The organism is Marinobacter xestospongiae, from assembly GCF_023156385.1.
GTDB lineage: Bacteria > Pseudomonadota > Gammaproteobacteria > Pseudomonadales > Oleiphilaceae > Marinobacter > Marinobacter xestospongiae.
Map to the genome: position 1 here is coordinate 1 of NZ_JAKZAK010000024.1, position 21,856 is coordinate 21,856.

Below are 21,856 nucleotides of genomic sequence, written 5' to 3' on the forward strand. Positions count from 1 at the left end.
CTGGCTCTGGCTCTGGCTCTGGCTCTGGCTCTGGCTCTGGCTCTGGCTCTGGCTCTGGCTCTGGCTCTGGCTCTGGATCAGTTTCCGGGGGAGACGCTTTTGTCGTCAAGGGCGCAGGCTCTTCTGTCGCCTCAAGCGACAGCGCATTCGGGTTATCCGGCCCCAGGGTAATGCTTCGACGGACAGGCTCCGGTACGGGCTCTGAAACGACGTCTTCAGACATCACCTGATCATACTGCCGGGACACCAGCCACCAGGACACGCCCAACAACAGCAGCGCCAACGCACTCCAGCGCAAAGCCCCAAGCCCCGGCAGTCCAAACGGCGAAGGCCAGCGCGGCTGCGCCATATCAAGCCAGATCGCGGGGGCCACGCGCTTAAGTCGCCCAAAGCTGCCCTGGCTCAACTCAGCCAATTGATCCAGCTTGCTACCGGAAAGCAGACTGTCGGGATCACCACCCACACGAACCAGACGCGGCGAGAGAAACGCCTTGATGTCCGCCGGTGTAAGTGGCGGCAGGCGCAGCAGGTGCAGGCCAGCGACGTCACCTTCCACGCCAGTTCCAGCTTCATTTGCCCCCAGGTTGGCGAGCAGGGCCTCTCCGCCGGTCAAAACCGGAACCGCAGCGAGGGAGGCATCGGCAGCCCGAAAACTGTGCAGCAATCGCTTGAGCAATGGGGAGGGCACCTGGTCGGCATTGTCCAGCAGCAGCACCTGTCGGCGCCCCTTTCGGGTGGCGGCTTCAGTCCACTGGAAGAACCCGGATAACGCGGTCGTTACGTCGGTAAACTGCTCGAGTGGTTGGCGGGAAATGGCAAGGAGATGGCGAACCAGAGCCTCGTCGCCGGTCAGTGCGGCGGCTTCCAGGTAGTGAAAGTCAAGACGACCGGATTCACTGCGAACCAACTCGGCGAGCAGCCGGGTCTTTCCGGAACCTCTGGCACCGACCACCGCGAGAGCTAGATCGCCGAACCCACATAAATGACGCAGGGTCTCCAACGCATGCTGGCGGCGAGCCTCGCCATAGAAAGGGGCCTCGATGGCCAGAGGATCGTCGCTCAGGCCATAGCGGTCCTGCAACCGGGCAAACAAGCCACCGGTTTCCAGTCCGTTCATACCCTTGTCACCGGACGTCATCCCCAGGCACCTGTCTGTCAGTCAGCTGTTTGGCAGAACGAAAGGAGGGTTTGCTGCAAGGCATCGGCATCAATGTCAGCGGTTACCACGGCGTCCCCCAGAGCGCGCATCAGTACCAGGCGAAGACTGCCGTCGACGTTCTTCTTGTCCACGGCCATCAGTGTCCTGAAATCGTCCGGGGTCATTCCCCCTGGTACCGTCGTGGGCAGTCCGGCTTTTTGCACCAGCCGCCGAACCCGATCATCGTCTTCCGGGGAAATCATACCCATCCGGCGTGACAGGTCCGCAGCCATCACCATGCCGCTCCCCACCGCTTCACCGTGTAGCCAATTGCCGTAGCCGGCGAACGTCTCGATGGCATGGCCGAAGGTATGACCAAGATTGAGGATAGCCCGCAAGCCTCCCTCACGCTCATCCTGCGCGACCACCTCTGCCTTGCAGGCGCAAGAGCGGTAAATCGCCTCAGCAAGGGCCACAGAGTCCAACCCCATCAAACGATCCATCTCGGATTCCAGCCAGGCCAAAAACTCGACATCTCGAATCAGCCCGTACTTGATGACCTCAGCCAGTCCCGCTGAGACTTCCCGCGGGGGCAATGTCGCCAGCGTCCGGGTATCGATCAGCACCACCTCTGGCTGATGAAACGCACCAATCATGTTCTTGCCCAGCGGGTGATTGATGCCGGTCTTGCCACCCACCGACGAGTCCACCTGAGAGAGCAAGGTGGTGGGGATCTGGATAAAAGGCACTCCCCTCTGGTAGGACGCCGCAGCAAAGCCCGTCATGTCACCAACCACACCGCCGCCCAGAGCCACCAATGTGGTCTTACGGGAGTGTCGACGCTCGAGCAGCGCATCGAAAATCCGGTTCAGGGTTTCCCAATCCTTGTAACGCTCACCATCCGAAAGGATTACAGTATCCACCGCCTTGCCCGCAAAACAGCGTCGCGCAGCGTCAAGGTACAGCGGCGCGACGGTCTCATTCGTGACAATCATTACCTGATTGCCTGCAACGTAGCGCCCCAGATCACTCACCCCCAGCAGACCATCGCCGATCAGAATAGGGTAACTGCGATCGCCCAAATCAACCTGCAGCTGCTGCTTTGACTCAGTCATTCTTTCTCACTTCCTTTTTTACCTGACGACGATGACGCGGAGTTCTGGGATTGAGTTTGTTCATCAACTGACGAACCACCAGGCGAGGGCTCTTTTTATCCGTCAGCATGACAATATCGGCGAGTTTGCGATAAATAGGGTCTCGAAGGGCAAACAGGTCTCGCAGCACCGCCTCGGGATTATCGTTCTGCAGCAGAGGTCGATTGCGATCCTTCCGGGTCCGCTCAACCTGTTGTTCGATGGATGTGCAGAGGTACACCACAACGGCCCGATGCTTGAGCAGGCTGTGATTGCCGGGCGCCATGACTGCACCGCCCCCCGTCGCCAGAACCGTGCCGTCCTGCTCCGCCAGTTCTGCCAGCATCGACGATTCCCGCTGACGAAACCCCTGCTCGCCCTCGACATCAAAAATCCACGGAATGTTGGCTCCGCACCGTTCCTCGATCATACGATCGGAGTCCAGGAAACGATACCCCATTTCCCGGGCCAGCAATCGGCCAATGGTGCTTTTTCCCGCACCCATCGGGCCCACTAGAACTACTCGCTTCGGCAACGCCATGACTCTCGCTCTCACCACATTCGGCGGGTGAGAATAGCACAGGGCGAAATTTTGTATAACGCTGCTAACCAATGGGCAGGCACAGAAAAGAAAAAAGCCGCCAGGATTGGCGGCTTTTATCATCAGCGGATGAGGTCGTTCTTCATAATCTTCGGGGTGATGAAGATGAGGAGCTCGCTGCGTTCATCGGTCTGAACAGTTCGCTTGAACAAGCGACCCAAGTATGGGATATCCCCCAGGAATGGTGTCTTGGTTGTGGTCGTCGCTGTCTCAGACTGAAAAATACCGCCAAGCACAACCGTTTCCCCATTGCCAACCAGTACCTGAGTTGTCACCTCATTGGTATTGATTGAAGGGATGCCGGCCGTTACCTCGCCCCGGGAATCCTGGTTTACGGTAAGATCCATGATGACCTTGTCATCCGGGGTAATCTGCGGAGTAACTTCCAAAGACAGCGCTGCCTCCTTGAAAGAAACCGAGGTCGCACCGCTGGATGAAGCCTCCTGATAAGGAATCTCTTCGCCAGACTTGATTTTCGCAGTCTGCCGATCAGCGGTTACAACCCGAGGCTGGGAAACCACTTCGGCCTTACCATCAGAAGCCAGGGCAGAGATCTCCATATCAACCAGGAAGTCGCTGCTGCCAAAGCCTATCGCAAAGGATGACGCGCCATCGCCGGAGACACCTAGATCGACCCCCAATGCGCCAGGAAATGTAATCGTTCCTGCACCACCACTGGCGGCTTGGCGAGCTTCTTCTACAGTACCAAGCGACCCGCCAATAGACACTATACTATCGCCACTAACATCATAGGCAGCCCCCCCCCAGCGAATCCCGAGATTCTCGGCGACGTTGGTTTCTGCCCGAACAATCCTAGCTTCAATAGACACTTGTCTAACGGGAATATCCCAAGTGCCAATTAATCGGCGAATCTCTTCAAGCTTCTCAGCGGTTTCCCTGACACTAATAGTATTAGTTCGCACATCTGAAGAAATAAAGCCTCTTTCAGATATTAGTTCTTCATCTTCGCTGATCAGAGCAACTATATCAGCAGCTTTCGCGTAATTGACCTGAATTATATCCAGGCGCACTGGCGCCAATTCGGCAATCTGCTTATTGGTTTCCAGTTCAAGCTTTTCCCTGGCCGCAATTTCATCAGCGGGAGCTACAAGCAATACATTTCCAATTTGTCGCTTATCCAGTCCTTTGGTTTTCAAGATCAGGTCCAACGCTTGATCCCAGGGTACGTTCTGAAGCCGCAGAGTAATACTCCCTGTCACTGTATCACTAGCTACAAGATTCAGCCCGGTGAAGTCCGCAATTAACTGGAGTACAGAGCGTACCTCAATATTCTGAAAGTTCAGGGATAGCTTCTCGCCAGAATATGGAAACTTTTCTTCACGGCGAGACTGAGCTTCTTCTTCGGTCAGCTGTTCGACGCTAACCACAAACTCTTTGCCTGATTGATAGGCAATATAGTCGTAGTCGCCTTGGGGGCGAATTTCGACAACCGCCGCATCACCCTCAGAGTATGTGTCCACACGGGTTACCGGCGTCGCAAAGTCAGTAACATCAAGCCTGCGACGAAGCTGCTCCGGCACCTCAGTATTCGCAATCGAGAGCTTAATTTTCCCTCCAAGCTCCGATAGATCCACTGAGCGGTTAGATGCCCCTAGATCAACGACTATCCTCCCCTCTCCATTTTCTCCACGACGAAAGTCCACACCAGAAAGACCCATGTCACCATCGGGACCTTCAGATAACGGCACTCCCGCCGACGCGCCCGCAACGCTGGCAGTTGAGGCGACCTCTCCTAGGCTACTGTCCCCCCCCCCGATCACCAAAACAAGAGAGCTATCATTTCGAGTCGCCCGATATGGGCGCAATTCAACCAAATTAAAAATGAGTCGGGTCCGATCTTTCGTCTCTACGACCGTCATGCTTCGAGCATTACCGTTACCGAGCGACAATGTACGCGAGCCCAGACCGCTATCAGTATCTTTTAAATCGATCGCGATTCTGGCAGGACTCTCGATCGTATAGCCTGATGGCTCGGGAGGCTCTCCATCAAACTGAAGAGTAACCTCCGTCTGCTCTCCGGGAAGCGCCGAAAACGAGACATCTTCCAGAGTAACCGCTTGTGCCAGGCCAGACACCAGTCCGAGCGTTACTGCACCGGCAAATACGTTGAGTTTTCTGAACATCGCGAGCCTCGACCCCAAACTGAAAATTGCGTACATTGATTCCTGTCTATTCATTGCTGCCGCTCCCTAGCCCTCGCTTTGATCTAGTGACAGGGAACGGGGCCTCTCTACCCAGCCTCCCCGGCCGTTAGGAACGATCTCTATCAATTCGATCCGACTTTCACTGACACCTATAATCCGACCATAGTTGGTACCGATGTAATTGCCAGCTTTCACTCTGTGAATTCCGCCTTCACTATCTGAGATCAGGGCAAACTGATCCCCATCCAAGCCGCTGAGCGTACCGACCATCTCAAGTTCATTCAGGCCGTAGTTTTCAAGCACCTCTCTTGGGCGATCCAAATCGGGCTCTATATTTGATTGAGGCTCCTGCCTCTCAGTCATCGTCAACTGGACATCCACAGGCACCTCAAACGGAGAGCGTCTGTCTGACGAAGTATAATTGAAAGCTTCATAAGCTTTGAATTCAGGCAACGGCTCTACGTACCCTCGAGGCTTTGAGCGTGTCTCATCCATAAAACGATCTAGGTCGCCGAACCCAGCACTATCAGAACAAGCAGCCAATGTGGAGGCCAAAATCACACCAGACACTAGCTTTCCCAGACGACTAAATTCCATGCTCAATCTCCCGCTCGGTAGCGGTAGGTGCGAGCGGTAACCTGCATTCCAAGTTCTTCCCCGTCACCACCAATCGGTTTTATGGTCAAATCATGCAAAGTAACAATCCGCGGAAGAGCTGCAACACTACTTACAAAGGTAGCCAATTCATGATACGAACCAGAAACTTGTATATTAATAGGCAGCTCGGCATAAAAGTCACGCTGTTGTTCAGGCTGCAACTTAACTTCCTGCAAAGACAAACCACTACCCAGTGCAGTATTGGTTATATCCTCTAGCAACCCTGGAACCTCGGTATCACTTGGCAACTGCTGCACCAACGCCGAAAACGTCTCCTCCATCTCGGCCATCTGGTTTTTGAAAACCTGAAGGTTTGCCACTTTATAGGCCTTACTTTCGTACTGCTGCTTCAGTTCTACCTCTGCAGACTTTACCTGCTCCAACCTTGCGAACTGATCCTTGACAAAAAACCAATAGCCGCCGCCCAGAATCAATCCAAAAACTAACAGGGCAACAATTAACTTAACCGGAGCGGGCCAAATCCCGGCATTATTGAAGTCCAAATCATTGACATCAAACTCATTAATACTTTTCAGGGAGTCTGCCAAGCTCATTATTTTGCCCCCCCATCATCACTCGGCGCTTGCTGTTTAACAGAAAGATTAAAGCGGCTATAACCAGCACGCTCGCTGTCAGCAGCCGAAACATTTGAGAGGCTTGGAGCTGTAAACCACTCAGACTCATCAAAAGCACGCATGAGCCCTGAAACTCGACTGTTAGATTCAGCCATTCCAGCCAACTTCAACGTATCGCCCTGTCGAACCAAGTCACTGTAGAAGACACCATCCGGTAGCGTTTGAACCAGCTCATCAAAAACTCGAACAATAACAGGACGCTTACCCTGAAGATCCTGGATCACCTTCATTCGAGCAAGTAGCTCGTCCCGCTTACGCTTTAGGTCCTCGATCTCCTTGATCTGGGAGTCCAAGTCTTTCATCGCCGTTTCAATATAAGCGTTACGGGACTGCTGGTAAGCAATCCGATTTTCCATATCCGACTTCCAAAGAAAAGCCAAGCCGACAGCCAAGACAGCCGCCCCAACAATCATCACCACAAACTGCTGCTGCTTCTCCGCCCGCAGTTCCTCACGCCAAGGTCTGAGGTTAATCTTTGCCATCAGTCAAAGCTCCTCATTGCCAAGCCGCAAGCAATCATCAGCGACGGCGCGTCATTGCCGAGTGCAGATGCATTGACCCGAGAGCCTACCGCCATATCCGCAAACGGGTTGGCCACCAGAGTCGGCGTGTTCGTCTTCTCTTCCACCATTTCTGTCAGCCCCTGAATCGAAGCAGTACCACCAGCCAGGACCACGTAGTCCACGGCATTGTACTGGCTTGCACCGAAGAAGAACTGCAAGGCCCTAGCGACCTGCTGCACCACCGCCTCACGAAACGGTGTCAACACTTCCGTCTCGTAATCATCGGGCAGGCCACCCTGCTTCTTGGCAAGCCCGGCCTCTTCCAGAGACAGTCCATAACGGCGCTGGATTTCCTCGGTCAGCTGTTTGCCACCAAAAATCTGCTCGCGGGTATACACGGTCTGTCCATCCGCCAACACGCTCAGTGTGGTCATCGTGGCGCCTATGTCCACCACAGCCACTACCAACTCCTCACCATGGGTGTCGAGCTGTGACTCGATCAGCGTGTAAGCACGCTCCAGTGCGTAGGCTTCCACGTCCACAACTTTGGTGGTCAGAGAGGCGATATCCAGAGCATCCTCACGAACATCCACATTCTCTTTCCGGCAAGCTGCCAGCAGAACGTCCACCTGGTCCGGGTTACTCTCAGACGGCCCCTGCACTTCAAAATCAATCGCCACTTCGTCCAGCGGGTATGGAATGTATTGATCTGCCTCGAGGGCAATCTGGTCTTCCATCTCAAACTCGTTGAGGCCACCGTTCATCTGGATCACTTTAGTGATCACAGCAGAACCGGACACCGCCACTGCTGTCTGCTTGACGCTGGTGCGGGACTTGGAAGCCACCTTCTTGATGGCCTCCCCCACAGCTTCCACGTCGGTGATGTTCTTTTCCACCACCGCATTAGCCGGGAGCGGCTCAACGGCGTAGCTCTCGACTTTGAAGCGATCTCCCTGCCTAGAGAGTTCAATCAGCTTCACCGAGCTGGAGCTAATATCGACACCCAGTACTGCACTGGATTTTTTTCCAAACAATCCGAACACGCGCTCACCCTATACCTGGCTAGATGCACCCGGTTACGTATCTTTTAATTTAGAGAATTTCTGTCTGTTTCCGTCTACAATGCGATCTCTTCTTCCTTGGGACGAATTGTACCGGAGAGAGAGCGTTCTCATCCTAAAGCAATTTCTCAAATGATAGACCTATATCCAACAGTTGTCAGAAAAAAATGTCCCGATTACTCCGAATCTCCCGATCTCTCACCTGGCTGTTTTTGCTTGGGCTCAGCGCATCAGCAATCATGGCTGCCAGCTTCTACCTCTATCTGAGGCCTGGCCTTCCGGAAGTGGAACAGCTTGCGGACATCAAACTTCAAACTCCGTTGCGGGTCTACAGCGCAGACGAGAGATTAATAGCAGAATTCGGTGAAAAGAGAAGGGCACCCATCACAATCGAACAGATACCAACAATTCAGTTACATGCGTTCCTGGCGGCTGAGGATTCCAACTTTTACAGCCACATGGGCGTCGACTTCAAAGGCCTGCTGCGGGCTGCGGTTGAATTGGTCACCACCGGCCACATCCAATCCGGGGGCAGTACCATCACCATGCAGGTTGCAAAAAATTACTTTTTGTCACGCGACCGAACCTTTATCCGCAAGTTCAACGAGATACTGCTCGCTGTTCAGATCGAGCGTGAACTTGAGAAAAACGAGATCCTGGAGCTCTATCTGAACAAGATCTATCTGGGCAACCGGGCCTACGGACTTCAGGCCGCCGCCCAGGTCTACTACGACAAAAAGGTGGAGGAACTCAGCCTCGCGCAGATGGCCATGCTCGCCGGCCTGCCCAAAGCGCCGTCCGCCTACAACCCTCTGGTCAATCCGGAGCGGGCACGCATTCGCCGCAACTGGATTCTGGGCCGCATGCAAGAGCTGGGCTACATCTCTAAAGACGCCTACCAGCTGGCCAGCAACGCCGAGCTGACCGCCAGCTATAACGCGCCGGCAACCGAGGTCGACGCGGACTACGTCGCGGAGATGGCCCGCGCTGAAATGGTCAAGCGCTTCGGCGACGCCGCCTACACGGACGGCTATGTAGTGACGCTGACGGTGGACAGTCGCAAACAACAGACCGCAACAGAGGCCCTGAGAAACGGCCTGGAAGCCTACGAGGAACGGCACGGCTACCGCGGACCGATCGGCACCATTGAGGACCCAAGCCAGCCTGAAGCCACCCTGCTGGCCGAACTGAGCAATTACCCCCGCATAGAAGACCTGTCCCCGGCCCTGGTCCAGCAGGTCAATGATGAAGACAATCAGGCTCACCTTCTGGTCCGCGGCCTGGGCGCCGCCACCCTGGCCATGGATACCATGACTTGGGCCAGCCGCCACCGCACCGTCAACTACACCGGTCCCAAGCCATCCAAACCTTCCGATGTCGTCTCAGCCGGCGACGTGATTTACGTAAAAGAAGTCAGAGCAACCACTGCGCCAGAGGCAACGGCAGATGACAGCAGATCACAAACAAGGCCCAACAAGCCGACGGTTGCTTTGGCGCAACTCCCGGAAGTTCAGGGCGCACTGATTTCACTGGAAGCGGAGACCGGCGCCATCGAAGCCCTCTCCGGCGGCTACAGCTTTGGCCAGTCAAAGTACAATCGCGCGATCCAGGCCACCCGGCAACCAGGTTCCGCCTTCAAACCATTCTTGTACCTGGCCGCCCTGGAAAACGGCATGAGCCCGGCCACCGTCTTTAACGACGCCCCGATCGTCTTTGATGACGATCAACTGGCCTCCGCCTGGCGCCCAAAGAATTCCTCCGGGCAGTTCTATGGCCCCACCCGCCTTCGAGAAGCCCTTTACCGCTCCCGGAACCTGGTTTCAATTCGACTGCTCAGGGACCTTGGCATCGACACCACCATGAATTTCCTGGAGCAACTGAGAATCCCCACCGGCAATATGCAACGGGACCTGTCGCTGGCGCTTGGCAGCGGGCTTCTGACCCCGCTGGATGTCGCCAGAGGGTTTGCGGTCATTGCTAATGGCGGCTATGACGTCACCCCTTACTTGATTCAGCAGGTTAAAGATGGTCAGGGCAAGGTGGTGTATCTGGCCCCCGAGGTGGTTCACTGCAACTGGCGCTGCCCGGAACATGACCCTGAACACCCCGGCATTCGCTACGCCCAGCAGCTGGCCGACCCGAAAGCGGTTTATCTGCTGCACTCGATGATGCGGGACGTGGTCCGTCGCGGCACCGGTCGTCGCGCACTGGCGTTGGGACGCAGCGACATTGCCGGCAAAACGGGCACTACCAATGATCAGCGGGACACCTGGTTCTCCGGCTTCAACCATCGCATCGCCACAACAGTTTGGCTCGGCTATGATCAGCCCACGCCCATGGGACGGGGTGAGTACGGCGGCTCCACCGCCCTGCCCGTGTGGCTCGAGTACATGAAAGTGGCGCTCGAGGACACGCCCAGTGCCTTTATGCCTCAGCCCAACGGGCTGGTCAGCGTACGCATCGACCCCAGAACCGGACAACGGGCGCTGCCCGGTCAGGAAGGCGCGGTCTTTGAGGTTTTCCGCGAGGAGAATGCACCGCCGCCCCTGGAAACAGTCAACGGCAGCCACGGTAATGGCAACCACCTGCCTCAGGAACTGTTCTAACCAGAACAGCTCCGCACCAGCCTTTCCGTCCGCAGATGTAGGACACAAAAAAACCGGCGACCCAAAGGTCGCCGGTTTTTTTGCAATCGCTGCTGTAGCCGATTACTTGATGTCGTCCATAGACTTGAGCGGGTAATGCTCAGGATAAGCATTACGAGCAACGCCGGAGTCCACGGCTGCACGCGCAACAGCAGCAGGCACAACTTCCAGCAGTCGCACATCCATCGGCTTCGGAATGATGTATTCCTTGCCAAACTCGAAGTTCTCGACGCCATAGGCTTCGCAGATTTCCTGCGGCACCGGCTCTTTGGCCAGCTCACGGATGGCGTTAACCGCCGCCACTTTCATTTCCTCGTTGATTGCGGTTGCACGCACGTCCAGCGCACCACGGAAAATGAAGGGGAAGCCCAGTACGTTGTTTACCTGGTTGGGATAGTCTGAACGACCGGTAGCCATGATCAGATCATCCCGGGCCGCCAGGGCAACTTCCGGACTGATTTCCGGGTCCGGGTTGGAACAGGCAAACACGATCGGGTTTGGCGCCATTTTCTTCAGCTGGTCAGCCGACAGCAGATCCGGACCGGAAAGCCCCAGGAATACGTCCGCGCCATCAATTGCATCGTCAAGGGTACGACGATCCGTCTCGTTGGCGAACATCGCTTTGTACTGATTCAAGTCATCACGGCCAGAGTGGATCACACCCTTGCGGTCCAACATGAAGATGTTTTCGGACTGGATACCGCAGCTGATCAGCAGCTTCATACAGGCGATCGCCGCAGCGCCCGCGCCCAGACAAACCACCTTGGCTTCTTCGATCTTCTTGCCCTGGAGCTCCAGAGCGTTGATCATCCCCGCCGCCGTTACGATGGCGGTGCCGTGCTGGTCATCGTGGAAGATTGGCACGTTGCACTTTTCGATCAGGGCACGCTCGATTTCGAAGCATTCCGGTGCCTTGATGTCTTCCAGGTTAATACCGCCGAAGGTATCGGCAATACGCTCAACCGTCTCAATGAACGCCTGGGGACTCTCGGAGTCAACCTCGATATCAAACACATCAATACCGGCAAAGCGCTTGAACAGGACGCCCTTTCCTTCCATTACCGGCTTGCTCGCCAGAGGGCCAAGATTGCCAAGCCCCAGAATCGCGGAGCCGTCAGAGATAACCGCCACCAGGTTGCCCTTGGCTGTGTATTTGTAGGCGTTCTCTGGGTCTTTTGCGATCTCGCGGACCGGCTCGGCAACCCCGGGACTGTACGCCAACGACAGGTCGCGGGAAGTCTGGGTCGCTTTGGTGATTTCAACACTCAGCTTACCAGGCCGCGGGTGGGCGTGATATTCAAGGGCTGCTGTTTTCAGATCTTGAGACATTGCCACTGTTCCGTTTGTCACGTTAAAAGGACGGAGATACGTTGTTTCAGGCCTGCCACCCCACTGTTTCAATCAGTGTTATACGGTGACGACAGCTCTCGGGAGCCGGGCCCAGTATACTCTCAATAAACCTCCGCCAGGCCCCAAGCCCAACGGAGCGCGCCATTATGGCGCGATCCCCACACGCAAACAAGGGCCCACTGAACACAAATCAACCACCCGCTGTGCCATTTTCGCCCGCGCATTCGGGTTTGAAAAATGCATAAAAAAAGCGCCCCGAAGGGCGCTTTTCACGATCCGTTTTTCGGTCAGGCTTTCTTGCCGCCGATACGACCACCGAAACGCTTCTGGAAACGGTCGATACGACCACCGGTGTCCATAACCTTCTGCTTGCCGGTGTAGAACGGGTGGCACTGGGAGCAAACGTCCAGCTGCAGATCCTGACCGATGGTGGAACGGGTCTTGATGACGTTACCGCAGCTGCAGGTAGCGGTAATGTCGGCGTACTTGGGATGAATACCTTCTTTCATGGCGAACCTCTAAATAGGCAATGCCGCTACCTGATCAAGCTGCCAGGCACCGCATTTGAATCCATTGAAAAGACCGGGCACAATCAAGCGCCGGCCGAACAGACCGCGAATCTTACTTGCATCCGCAAGTCAAGGCAACCACTCCAGCGGTCTGCCTTACGTGCTCAGTATAGGCACTAGCCGTAACTGGAGCGACATCGCCCCGCTCTCCTGGAGCCCACGTGACCGCCACTGCCCGCATAGCCCTTAACCGCCCACTAAGACGCCTGTTCGATTACCAGATTCCCGATGGTTGTCGTATCGAGCCCGGTCAGCGAGTCCAGATTCCCTTTGGCCGACAGTTCGCTACCGGCCTGGTGGTGGACACCAATGTGACGCCGCCGGCCAACATACAGCTCAAGCCCATCAACCGGGCACTGGAGCCCTGGCCAGCACTGCCCGCTGAAACCCTCAAATTGCTGACCTGGGCTGCGGACTACTATCAACATCCGCTTGGAGAGAGCCTGTTCATGGCCCTGCCTCCGGCACTGCGAAGGGGGCAACCCGCGGCGCTGCCGAAGGAAACGTTCTGGCAACTCTCCGGGCGAGAGCACTCTTTGCCTAAGCAGGCTCACCGCCAGCAGGCCCTACTGGATTGGCTTGGCGGCGAGGGCAAACCACAAGCAACCCGGGATGTGCTCGCCGCCGGCTTTTCAAGATCCCAGCTCAAAGGGCTGGCGGAAAAAGAGCTGGTCACAGAATGCGAGCCGCCGGAACGCACCGACTCGGCCCCCCTGACACCCCCGCTGCCCCCACTGACTGAAGCTCAGCAACTGGCGTTTGCAAAACTGCCTCCAGTAGACGGGAAGTTTCACTGCACCCTGCTCTACGGCGTGACTGGCAGCGGCAAGACCGAGCTCTATCTGCATTACCTGCAAAATAACCTGACGGCAGACGACCAGGCACTGGTACTGGTCCCCGAGATCAACCTCACCCCCCAGACGGTTGCCCGCTTCCGGCAGTATTTCGGTGACCGTATTGAGGTCTGGCACTCCGCCCTGAATGACGGACAGCGATTGGCAACCTGGCTGAGAATCCGCGAGGGCAAGCCGGTGATCGTGATCGGCACCCGGTCGGCGGTACTCCTTCCTTTTATTAAGCTGCAAACCCTGATCGTGGACGAAGAACACGACAGCTCCTACAAACAGGGGGAAGGCTTTCGTTATTCCGGCCGGGATCTGGCGGTGTTCCGCGGACACCTGAACCAATGCCCGGTCATCCTCGGTTCGGCCACGCCCTCACTGGAATCCTATGCCAACACGCAGAACGGCAAATACGGCCTGGCACGACTGGAACAACGGGTTGGCAGCGCCACCGCCCCGAAGGTCCGCTTGCTGGACATCCGCAGCCGCCCCCTAGAGGGCGGCGTGTCACAGCCAGCGCTAAGCGCCATCCGCCGTTGCCTTGATAGCGGTCAGCAGGCTCTGGTGTTCGTCAATCGCCGCGGGTACGCCCCGGTCATGATGTGTTTTGACTGCGGCCACCTGATGGAGTGCCCCGATTGCGACAGCCGGCTGACCTACCATCAGCGGGATCGCGCCCTGCGCTGCCACCACTGCGATTACCAGCAGGCGGCACCGACGGTTTGCCCGAGTTGCCAGAGCGAGGCCTTCAAGCCCATCGGCCAGGGCACCGAACGCACTGAAGACACCTTGACCAGCCTGTTTCCCGATGTGCCGGTCATCCGGGTCGACCGCGACAGCACCCAGCGCAAAGGCAGCATCCAGTCCATTCTGGAACGGGTAAACAGCGGCGATCCCTGCATCCTGGTCGGCACCCAGATGCTGGCCAAGGGCCATGACTTCCCGAAAGTCACCCTGGTGGTGGTGGTCAATGCGGATGGCGGCCTGTTCAGTATCGACTTTCGCGCCCCCGAACAACTGATACAGACCCTGTTGCAGGTGAGTGGTCGCGCGGGCCGCAGTCGCGACCCGGGCACGGTACTGGTACAGACCTGCCACAGTGATCATCCGCTTCTGAACTCGCTACAACAGGGTCGTTATCTGGACATCGCCCGGCAGCTGCTGGGCGAGCGGGAAACCGCCCAACTACCGCCGTTCCGCCCCATGGCAATCATCCGTGCGGAAGCACCGGAAATGTCAGAAAGCCTCGCCTTCCTTGATCAAATAAGAAACACCCTGACGCAGGACGCCCTGGAAGTCTGGGGCCCACTGCCGGCCCTTATCGCCCGAAAAGCGAAGCGACACCGGGCCCAGTTAGTTGTATTGTGTGAGCAACGCCGGGGCATCCGCGAGGCGCTGAAGGCGGCATGCCAGCAGGCCGAACAGTTGCGCACCAGCCGCGACTTCCGCTGGCAGATCGACGTGGACCCTCAGGAAACCGCCTGACGGCCGCAACAGCAGCGTCAAAAAATTGGTTACAAATTTTTTCTTAAGTTAGACGAGCTAGGCACTTGGCCAGGCAGGCCATGTGCTATGATTTCAGCAAACTAAGTGGCACTCTTGCTAAACTGCCTCAATTTGCGGTTCTCGTGCAGGGAATGCGTGAAATGTATAGCCGAAATTCGGAAAGTGGAGAAACAATGATGTCAGGGAAATTCCTTGCGCGTGCGTCGGCCTTCTCGCTGACGCTGTTTTTGGCGGCCTGCGGTGGGGGAGATGGCTCTTCACCGTTGAACGGTGGGCCAGGTAACGGTGATGGTGACCAGCCAGATGTCGGCAGCATTCAATTACTGGCCTCTCCTGTCAGCATTGGAAGTTCGGAAGCATCGACATCGGACCTGACTGTCTTAGTCAAGGATAATAAAGGGGTATTGATGAACGGCGTAGACGTTGAGTTTTCCTCAACCAACGCTGGCACCCTACAGGTTGAGCGCGGCACAACGGACGAATCGGGAACGGCAATTGCGACGCTATCTCCAACCGGCGACCCTCGTAACCGTACTGTAGAAGTGAAAGCGATAGCGGGCCGCCTAAGTGATTCGGTAGATATTGAGATATCCGGCACGGCCCTTTCAATCTCCGGCCCATCATCTATTGCTTTTGGTGACTCAGCCTCTTACCGAATTCAGCTAACCGACTCAGATGGAAATGGCATCGCCAACCAGGCTGTCAATCTTTCCAGCAACAGCCAACTGGAGACGTCTTCACTTACCACGGATGCCAACGGCACTATCGATGTAACCCTGAACGCTGGCACGACCGGCGGGACCGATACACTGCGCGCGAGCGCATTCAGTGGTGACGCAACTGTCTCGGCAGCGAAGACCATCTCGATTTCCAGCGACCAGTTTGAAATCGTCTCCCCTGCTGCCAACACCGAAGTGCTGCTGAACACTCCTCAAACGATCACGATGAGATGGCTTGAGAATGGAACGCCCGTAGCAGATGGCCGGATTGTCTCTTTCTCAGCCACACGAGGTACGCTGTCTCCGACCAATGGATTGGCCCAAGTGGCCAATGGCCAAGCCTCTATTCAGGTCCGCTCAGCGAATGCAGGACCGTCAACGATTACGGCAACTGATCAAACTTCAGGACTGTCAACCAATGTCATGATTGAGTTTGTCGCCACTACACCAGACACGCTAAATCTACAAGCGACAAAAACTCAAGTCGGACTAGGCGAAAGCACCGAAGTCATTGCCACGGTTCGCGACCCGGAAAACAATCTCGTTAAAAATCAAGTTGTTACCTTCCAGATCAAAGAGGATGGCAGCAATGGCTCACTATCTACAAGCACCGATGTTACGGATTCTCAAGGTAAGGCACGGGTAATCTACACTGGTGGAGGGACTGGTAGTGGACGCGACGGTGTAACAATCATAGCTAACGTTGGCACAAACATCTCAGACCAAGTGAACTTGACGGTGGCAAAGCAGGCACTGCGTCTTGCTATTGGTACCGGCAACCAAATTGAAGAGCCTGATACGGTACGCTACATCAAGTCCTATCTAGCAGTTGTAACCGACTCAAACGGCGCACCAATTGATGGAGCAGAAGTTGAGCTCAGCGTGCTTCCTGTGAGGTATAGAAAAGGCGAGTATCTCGCTACTACAGATGGCTGGGTTCCTATCGCCACACCAACACAAGCAGAAAGGGATGCTGCCGAAGCCAGTGGAGAACCTTTGGAACCCCTGAATCCTGTGGAATGTGCCGCTGAGGACAGCAATGGCAATGGAGTTCTGGATGCTGGAGAGGACTTTAATGGCAGCGGGTCGCTGGAGCCAACCAACTCGGCATCGACCAACACCCCCCGAGTAAACACAGAGTCTGACGGAACAGCCACTTTCGACTTGGTTTACCCGCAGAGCCATTGTACTTGGGTCAGAGTCCGACTTACTGCAACTGTGCGGGTAGAAGGAACAGAGAGTGTAGAAACCTCGGAATTCTACCTTTCTTGTCTCGCTGATGACCTTAATGACACTGATGTTGAAGCACCTGGCGGCAAATATAGCCTGTACGGAAACGCAAGAAGCTGTTCGAATCCGAACTAAGTCACTAATGATTGGCTAGGAGGGAGAATCCTCCTAGCCTCTCACGATTGAGTCTCCCCCCCCTTTCCGCGATAATACGCCCTTCCCCTTTGAATCAACCCCCGGCGGTTATTCGCCCAGACTTCAAAGTCACTTCGTTGAATTGAGCTTCCGATCGCATGAAAGACACCGTTACTGAGCTGCTCTCATCTGCCCTGGCGACCCTGCAATCCGAAGGCACCCTGCCTGCGGAGCAGACGTTCTCGCCCCAGGTTGGCAACACCAAGGACAAATCCCACGGCGATTACGCCTGCAACATCGCCCTGGTAGCAGCCAAGGCCGCAGGCTGTGCGCCGCGACAATTGGCGGAAGCCCTGGTGGAACGCCTGCCGCAGAGCCGGGCCGTCGACAAGGTCGAAATTGCAGGCCCGGGGTTCATCAACTTCTTCATGAGCACCGCGAGCGCATTCAGCGTGGTGGAAACCATTCTGGAGCAGGCCGGTGAGTACGGTCGCAACCAGAACGGCAAGGGCGAATCGGTACAGGTGGAGTTTGTCTCCGCCAACCCCACTGGCCCTCTCCATGTTGGCCATGGTCGTGGTGCGGCGATTGGGGATTGTCTGTGTCGGCTGCTGGAAGCAAGCGGCTACAACGTTACCCGGGAGTTTTACTACAACGACGCCGGCGCCCAGATCAACAACCTGGCGCTGTCAGTACAGGCACGAGTCAAGGGCTTGACCCCGGACGATAGCAACTGGCCAGCCGATGGTTACCGGGGTGATTACATTGTCGACGTAGCCAAGGCTTACCTGGCAGGCAACACCGTGACCGCCGATGACCGTGAAGTCACGGCCAAGGCCGATGCCGACGACCTGGACGCCATCCGCGAGTTCGCCGTTGCCTACCTGCGGCGGGAGCAGGACCTCGACCTGAAAGCCTTCGGTGTCGAATTCGACGTCTATTTCCTGGAGTCTTCGCTTTACCAGGAAGGCAAAGTCGAGGCCACCGTGGAGCGCCTGACCGCCAACGGCTACACCTACGAACAGGATAGCGCCCTGTGGCTGCGCACCACCGAGTTCGGCGATGACAAAGACAGGGTAATGCGCAAGAAAGACGGTGGGTACACCTACTTCCTCCCGGATGTCGCCTACCACCTGGACAAATGGCAGCGCGGCTTTACCACCGTTATCAACGAACAGGGTGCAGACCACCACTCAACGGTTACCCGTGTCCGCGCCGGCCTCCAGGCTCTCAAGGCCGATATTCCCCAGGGCTGGCCGGATTATGTACTGCATCAGATGGTGATGGTGACCCGCTCCGGCCAGGAGGTCAAAATCTCCAAGCGCGCCGGCAGCTACGTCACCCTGCGGGACCTCATTGATGAGGTTGGCCGGGACGCCACCCGTTTCTTCCTGGCGGCACGCCGGGTGGATTCCCAATTGACCTTCGATATCGACCTGGCCCGCTCCCAGACCAATGAAAACCCGGTCTACTACATCCAGTATGCGCATGCACGGATCTGCAGTGTGCTTCGCAAGCTTGCCGCCGACGGCGTTGAGCGCGGCCGGAACCAGTGCCAGGGTGATCTCGCCCGGCTGACCCTGGACGAAGAGAAAGAGCTGGCCAACCAGCTGGCGCGTTATCCGGAGCTGATCGCCAACAGCGCCGCCACCCGCGAGCCGCATCACCTGACGCACTACCTGCGCGATCTGGCCGGCCAGTTCCACACCTACTACAACGCCCACAAAGCGCTGGTGGAGGATGTCGAACTGCGGGACGCCCGCCTCAGCCTCTACCTGGCGATTCGGCAGGTCATCGCCAACGGGCTGGAGCTGTTGGGCGTCAGCGCCCCGGAGGAGATGTAACCCTCCGCCAGGCCAGCGTACGCTGATAACCGAGACCCATCCGCATGTCGCGAGACTACGCCAGGAAAAATCGCCCCAAGCCGTCGCCAACCTCCGGCGGCGGCAAATCGGGCAAGGCTCGCAAGCCCCCCGCGAAACCTTCACCCGGCCACCGCCAATCGGGAGGACTCTCTGTGCGCTGGATACTGTCACTGGCCGCCGTCGGCGGATTCATTGGCTTTATTGTTTACCTCAACAGCATTGATCCCGCCACGACCAGCGCGCCGCCAAAGGCCACGGCAGTCCCTTCGGCGCCCGCTGCTGCCAAACCGGCGACCACCGAGCCAGCCAAGCCACGTCAGCAGGAGGAACCGCAAAGCTTCCGGTTCTACGAAATGCTGCCAGACTCCGAGGTGGTGCCGCCGGATGTGGAAGAGTATGCGCCCGGCCCCGCCCGCCAGCAGTACGACTATCTGGTCCAGACCGGTTCCTTCCGCAAGCCCGAGGACGCCGAACGCCAGCGGGCCCAGATTGCCTTCCAGGGTATGCGGGCCCAGGTGAGCCGGATCGATCTGGACAGTGGCTCCACCTGGTACCGCGTCAACGTTGGCCCGTTCACGTCCCGCACCAAGATGAACGCCGCGCTGGACAAGCTGGTGTCGATCAACATCCAACCGCTGGTGCGAAAGATTCCCAAGGAGGGCTAAGCCCTCCCCGGGCCAATTGCCCCCGACAAATCCACGCCTCGGCTTGAAATTCGCGGTGTTGCCTCCATAACTCCCGGAACTGCTTTTCACCCCGGCAAAGGGAGCCAACATGACTACGATTCTTTCCGTACGGCGCGATGACGAAGTTGCCATGGGCGGCGATGGCCAGGTATCCCTGGGCAACACCGTCATGAAGGGAAACGCGCGCAAGGTACGGCGACTGTATAACGGCCAGGTACTGGCCGGATTTGCCGGCGGCACCGCGGATGCCTTCACCCTGTTTGAACGCTTCGAAGCCCAGCTGGAAAAACACCAGGGTAATCTCACCCGGGCTGCCGTCGAACTGGCCAAGGACTGGCGGACCGACCGCGCCCTGCGACGACTGGAAGCCCTGCTGGCGGTTGCCGACAAGACCGCTTCCCTGATCATCACCGGCAATGGCGATGTTATTGAGCCGGAACAGGGCCTGATTGCAATCGGCTCCGGGGGCGCCTTTGCCCAGGCAGCCAGCCGCGCACTGCTGGAAAACACCGAGCTCGGTGCCAGGGACATAGTCGAGAAAGGCCTGGATATCGCCGCCGACATCTGCATCTACACCAACCACAACCGCACCCTGGAAGTGCTGGCCACCAACAACTGAGCCGGAGCCACACCATGTCAGCCATGACTCCCCGTGAGATTGTCCACGAACTCAACAAACACATCGTTGGCCAGGCCGAGGCCAAACGGGCGGTGGCCATTGCCTTGCGCAATCGCTGGCGTCGGATGCAGCTCGATGCAGACCTTCGCGACGAGATTACCCCCAAGAACATTCTGATGATTGGCCCCACCGGCGTCGGCAAGACCGAGATTGCCCGTCGCCTGGCCAAGCTCGCCGACGCGCCTTTCCTGAAAGTGGAAGCCACCAAGTTCACTGAGGTTGGCTACGTTGGCCGTGACGTCGAATCCATCATTCGCGACCTGGTGGACGCCGCCGTTAAGATGCTGCGTGAAAAGGAAATGAAGCGCCACGAAAACCAGGCGCTGGATGCTGCGGAGGAGCGCATCCTCGACGCCTTGCTGCCACCGGCCCGGGATTTCCAGGAAGACAGCAACCGCAGCGGCAACGACTCCTCCACTCGCCAACTGTTCCGCAAGAAACTGCGCGAGGGCGAGCTGGATGACAAGGAAATCGAGATCAATCTGGCGAACAGCAGCGCCGGCGTTGAAATCATGGCGCCCCCGGGCATGGAGGAGATGACCTCCCAGTTGCAGAACATGTTCTCCAGCATGTCCTCAGAACGCCGCAAGACCCGCAAACTGAAAGTGTCTGACGCCCTCAAGCGGGCGAAAGACGAGGAAGCGGCCAAGCTGGTCAACGAAGAAGAGATCAAGCAGAAGGCGATCCAGGCGGTGGAGCAGAATGGCATCGTCTTTCTCGACGAAATCGACAAGGTGGCCAAGCGCTCAGAGAATGCCTCGACCGACGTCTCCCGGGAAGGGGTCCAGCGTGACCTGCTGCCGCTGATTGAAGGCAGCACGGTGAGCACCAAATTTGGATCGGTGCGCACCGATCATATTCTGTTTATCGCTTCCGGCGCGTTCCACCTGTCCAAGCCCTCAGACCTGATTCCCGAGCTTCAGGGCCGGCTGCCGATCCGGGTGGAACTGGAAGCCCTGACGCCGGAGGACTTCAAACGCATCCTCACTGAGCCGGACGCCTCCCTGGTGCAACAGTACGAAGCGCTGCTGGGCACCGAAGGTGTCAGCCTGAAGTTCACCGATGAGGCAATCGCACGCCTGGCGGAAGTGGCCTGGAAGGTGAACGAGAGCACCGAGAACATCGGCGCCCGCCGTCTCCATACAGTTCTGGAACGACTGCTGGAGAGCCTCTCCTTCGACGCAGGCGACAGCGTAACCGAAGCGTTCGAAGTCACCGCCGCCTACGTGGACGAGAAGCTCGGCGACCTGGCGGAAGATCAGGACCTGAGTCGCTACATCCTCTGATAGCGCCTCGAATCAGCACGGGAGCGGGCCACCAGGCCCGCCCCAATCTGCACGCCCCAACTTCAGGGAGTCATATCCCGTGACCAACCAACGTCCCACCGACATCCGTATCCGCAAGCGTAGCCGACAGCTGGAACTCCACTACGCCGACGGCCATCAGCTTGCCCTGCCCTTCGAACTGCTGCGGGTCTACTCTCCGTCAGCCGAGGTCCGCGGCCATGGCATGGGCCCTGGCGTCCTGCAAACCGGGAAGCGGGACGTCGCCATCACCCAGGCGGAGATGGTGGGCAACTACGCCCTGAAACTGAGTTTCGACGATGGCCACGATTCCGGACTGTTCACCTGGGACTATTTGCAGGAGCTGGGACGGGAGCAGGAACAGTACTGGCAACGCTACCTAGCGCGCCTGGCTGCCGAGGGTGGCAGCCGTGATCGATAACCTGACGGGTCA

At 57.2% G+C, this 21,856-nt stretch carries 18 protein-coding genes; 8 read left to right on the plus strand and 10 right to left on the minus strand.

The annotated features are described in order from the left end of the window. From MLD24_RS16645 to MLD24_RS16680, 8 genes are all read right to left on the minus strand, one after another. Window positions 1-1,117, minus strand: a 1,117-nt coding sequence (locus tag MLD24_RS16645) for an ATP-binding protein (RefSeq protein WP_248168135.1), incomplete at its 3' end; no start/stop codon positions are given. A 38-nt stretch (window positions 1,118-1,155) separates the two neighbouring features. Then, window positions 1,156-2,253 (minus strand): 3-dehydroquinate synthase, encoded by a 1,098-nt coding sequence (gene aroB, locus MLD24_RS16650; protein ID WP_248168137.1) that lies wholly within the window; start codon window positions 2,251-2,253, stop codon window positions 1,156-1,158. Further along, entirely contained in the window at window positions 2,246-2,812 is a 567-nt protein-coding gene (gene aroK / locus MLD24_RS16655; protein ID WP_227172344.1) for a shikimate kinase AroK, read from the minus strand. The genes aroB and aroK overlap by 8 nt, the downstream gene beginning before the upstream one ends. Before the next feature lie 122 nt (window positions 2,813-2,934). Further along, window positions 2,935-5,016, minus strand: a complete 2,082-nt coding sequence (locus MLD24_RS16660; protein ID WP_248168252.1) for a type IV pilus secretin PilQ — start codon at window positions 5,014-5,016, stop codon at window positions 2,935-2,937. A gap of 66 nt (window positions 5,017-5,082) precedes the next feature. Beyond that, the gene (locus MLD24_RS16665) at window positions 5,083-5,634 is read right to left on the minus strand and encodes a pilus assembly protein PilP (RefSeq protein ID WP_248168139.1); all 552 of its coding nucleotides are present in this window, start codon (window positions 5,632-5,634) and stop codon (window positions 5,083-5,085) included. A 2-nt stretch (window positions 5,635-5,636) separates the two neighbouring features. Beyond that, window positions 5,637-6,248, minus strand: coding sequence for a type IV pilus inner membrane component PilO (locus MLD24_RS16670; RefSeq protein WP_248168141.1), 612 nt, complete (start codon window positions 6,246-6,248; stop codon window positions 5,637-5,639). Further along, complete coding sequence (locus tag MLD24_RS16675) at window positions 6,248-6,811, minus strand: PilN domain-containing protein (RefSeq protein ID WP_248168143.1); 564 nt, start codon at window positions 6,809-6,811, stop codon at window positions 6,248-6,250. The genes MLD24_RS16670 and MLD24_RS16675 overlap by 1 nt, the downstream gene beginning before the upstream one ends. Next, window positions 6,811-7,875, minus strand: coding sequence for a type IV pilus assembly protein PilM (locus MLD24_RS16680; RefSeq protein WP_248168145.1), 1,065 nt, complete (start codon window positions 7,873-7,875; stop codon window positions 6,811-6,813). The genes MLD24_RS16675 and MLD24_RS16680 overlap by 1 nt, the downstream gene beginning before the upstream one ends. Window positions 7,876-8,060: 185 nt before the next feature. On the opposite strand from MLD24_RS16680, the gene MLD24_RS16685 reads away from it, so the two are divergent. Continuing rightward, the gene (locus tag MLD24_RS16685) at window positions 8,061-10,499 is read left to right on the plus strand and encodes a penicillin-binding protein 1A (protein WP_425562313.1); all 2,439 of its coding nucleotides are present in this window, start codon (window positions 8,061-8,063) and stop codon (window positions 10,497-10,499) included. Between the two features lie 102 nt (window positions 10,500-10,601). Here the strand turns inward: MLD24_RS16685 and MLD24_RS16690 are convergent, their stop codons facing one another. Together MLD24_RS16690 and rpmE are read right to left on the minus strand one after the other, a co-directional pair. Beyond that, window positions 10,602-11,867 (minus strand): malic enzyme-like NAD(P)-binding protein, encoded by a 1,266-nt coding sequence (locus tag MLD24_RS16690; protein ID WP_227172352.1) that lies wholly within the window; start codon window positions 11,865-11,867, stop codon window positions 10,602-10,604. A gap of 308 nt (window positions 11,868-12,175) precedes the next feature. Then, window positions 12,176-12,397 carry a 50S ribosomal protein L31 gene (gene rpmE, locus MLD24_RS16695; RefSeq protein WP_227172354.1) on the minus strand — a complete coding sequence of 74 codons (222 nt, stop codon included), beginning with the start codon at window positions 12,395-12,397 and terminating at the stop codon, window positions 12,176-12,178. Between the two features lie 221 nt (window positions 12,398-12,618). Here rpmE and MLD24_RS16700 point away from each other — a divergent pair, with 221 nt between their 5' ends. The 7 genes from MLD24_RS16700 (at window position 12,619) to MLD24_RS16730 (ending at window position 21,844) form a co-directional block, all read left to right on the plus strand. Further along, window positions 12,619-14,784, plus strand: coding sequence for a primosomal protein N' (locus MLD24_RS16700; protein WP_248168148.1), 2,166 nt, complete (start codon window positions 12,619-12,621; stop codon window positions 14,782-14,784). A gap of 80 nt (window positions 14,785-14,864) precedes the next feature. Continuing rightward, a complete protein-coding gene (locus tag MLD24_RS16705) occupies window positions 14,865-16,889 on the plus strand; it encodes an Ig-like domain-containing protein (protein WP_248168151.1) in 2,025 nt (674 codons plus the stop codon). 158 nt (window positions 16,890-17,047) lie between these two features. Next, window positions 17,048-18,733, plus strand: coding sequence for an arginine--tRNA ligase (gene argS, locus MLD24_RS16710; RefSeq protein WP_248168153.1), 1,686 nt, complete (start codon window positions 17,048-17,050; stop codon window positions 18,731-18,733). Window positions 18,734-18,906: 173 nt separating this feature from the next. After that, window positions 18,907-19,419 (plus strand): SPOR domain-containing protein, encoded by a 513-nt coding sequence (locus MLD24_RS16715; RefSeq protein ID WP_316974650.1) that lies wholly within the window; start codon window positions 18,907-18,909, stop codon window positions 19,417-19,419. 109 nt (window positions 19,420-19,528) lie between these two features. Continuing rightward, complete coding sequence (gene hslV, locus MLD24_RS16720) at window positions 19,529-20,059, plus strand: ATP-dependent protease subunit HslV (RefSeq protein ID WP_227172362.1); 531 nt, start codon at window positions 19,529-19,531, stop codon at window positions 20,057-20,059. 14 nt (window positions 20,060-20,073) lie between these two features. Further along, entirely contained in the window at window positions 20,074-21,405 is a 1,332-nt protein-coding gene (gene hslU, locus MLD24_RS16725; protein WP_248168155.1) for an ATP-dependent protease ATPase subunit HslU, read from the plus strand. Between the two features lie 79 nt (window positions 21,406-21,484). Beyond that, window positions 21,485-21,844 carry a gamma-butyrobetaine hydroxylase family protein gene (locus MLD24_RS16730; protein ID WP_248168157.1) on the plus strand — a complete coding sequence of 120 codons (360 nt, stop codon included), beginning with the start codon at window positions 21,485-21,487 and terminating at the stop codon, window positions 21,842-21,844. Window positions 21,845-21,856 lie beyond the last annotated feature (12 nt).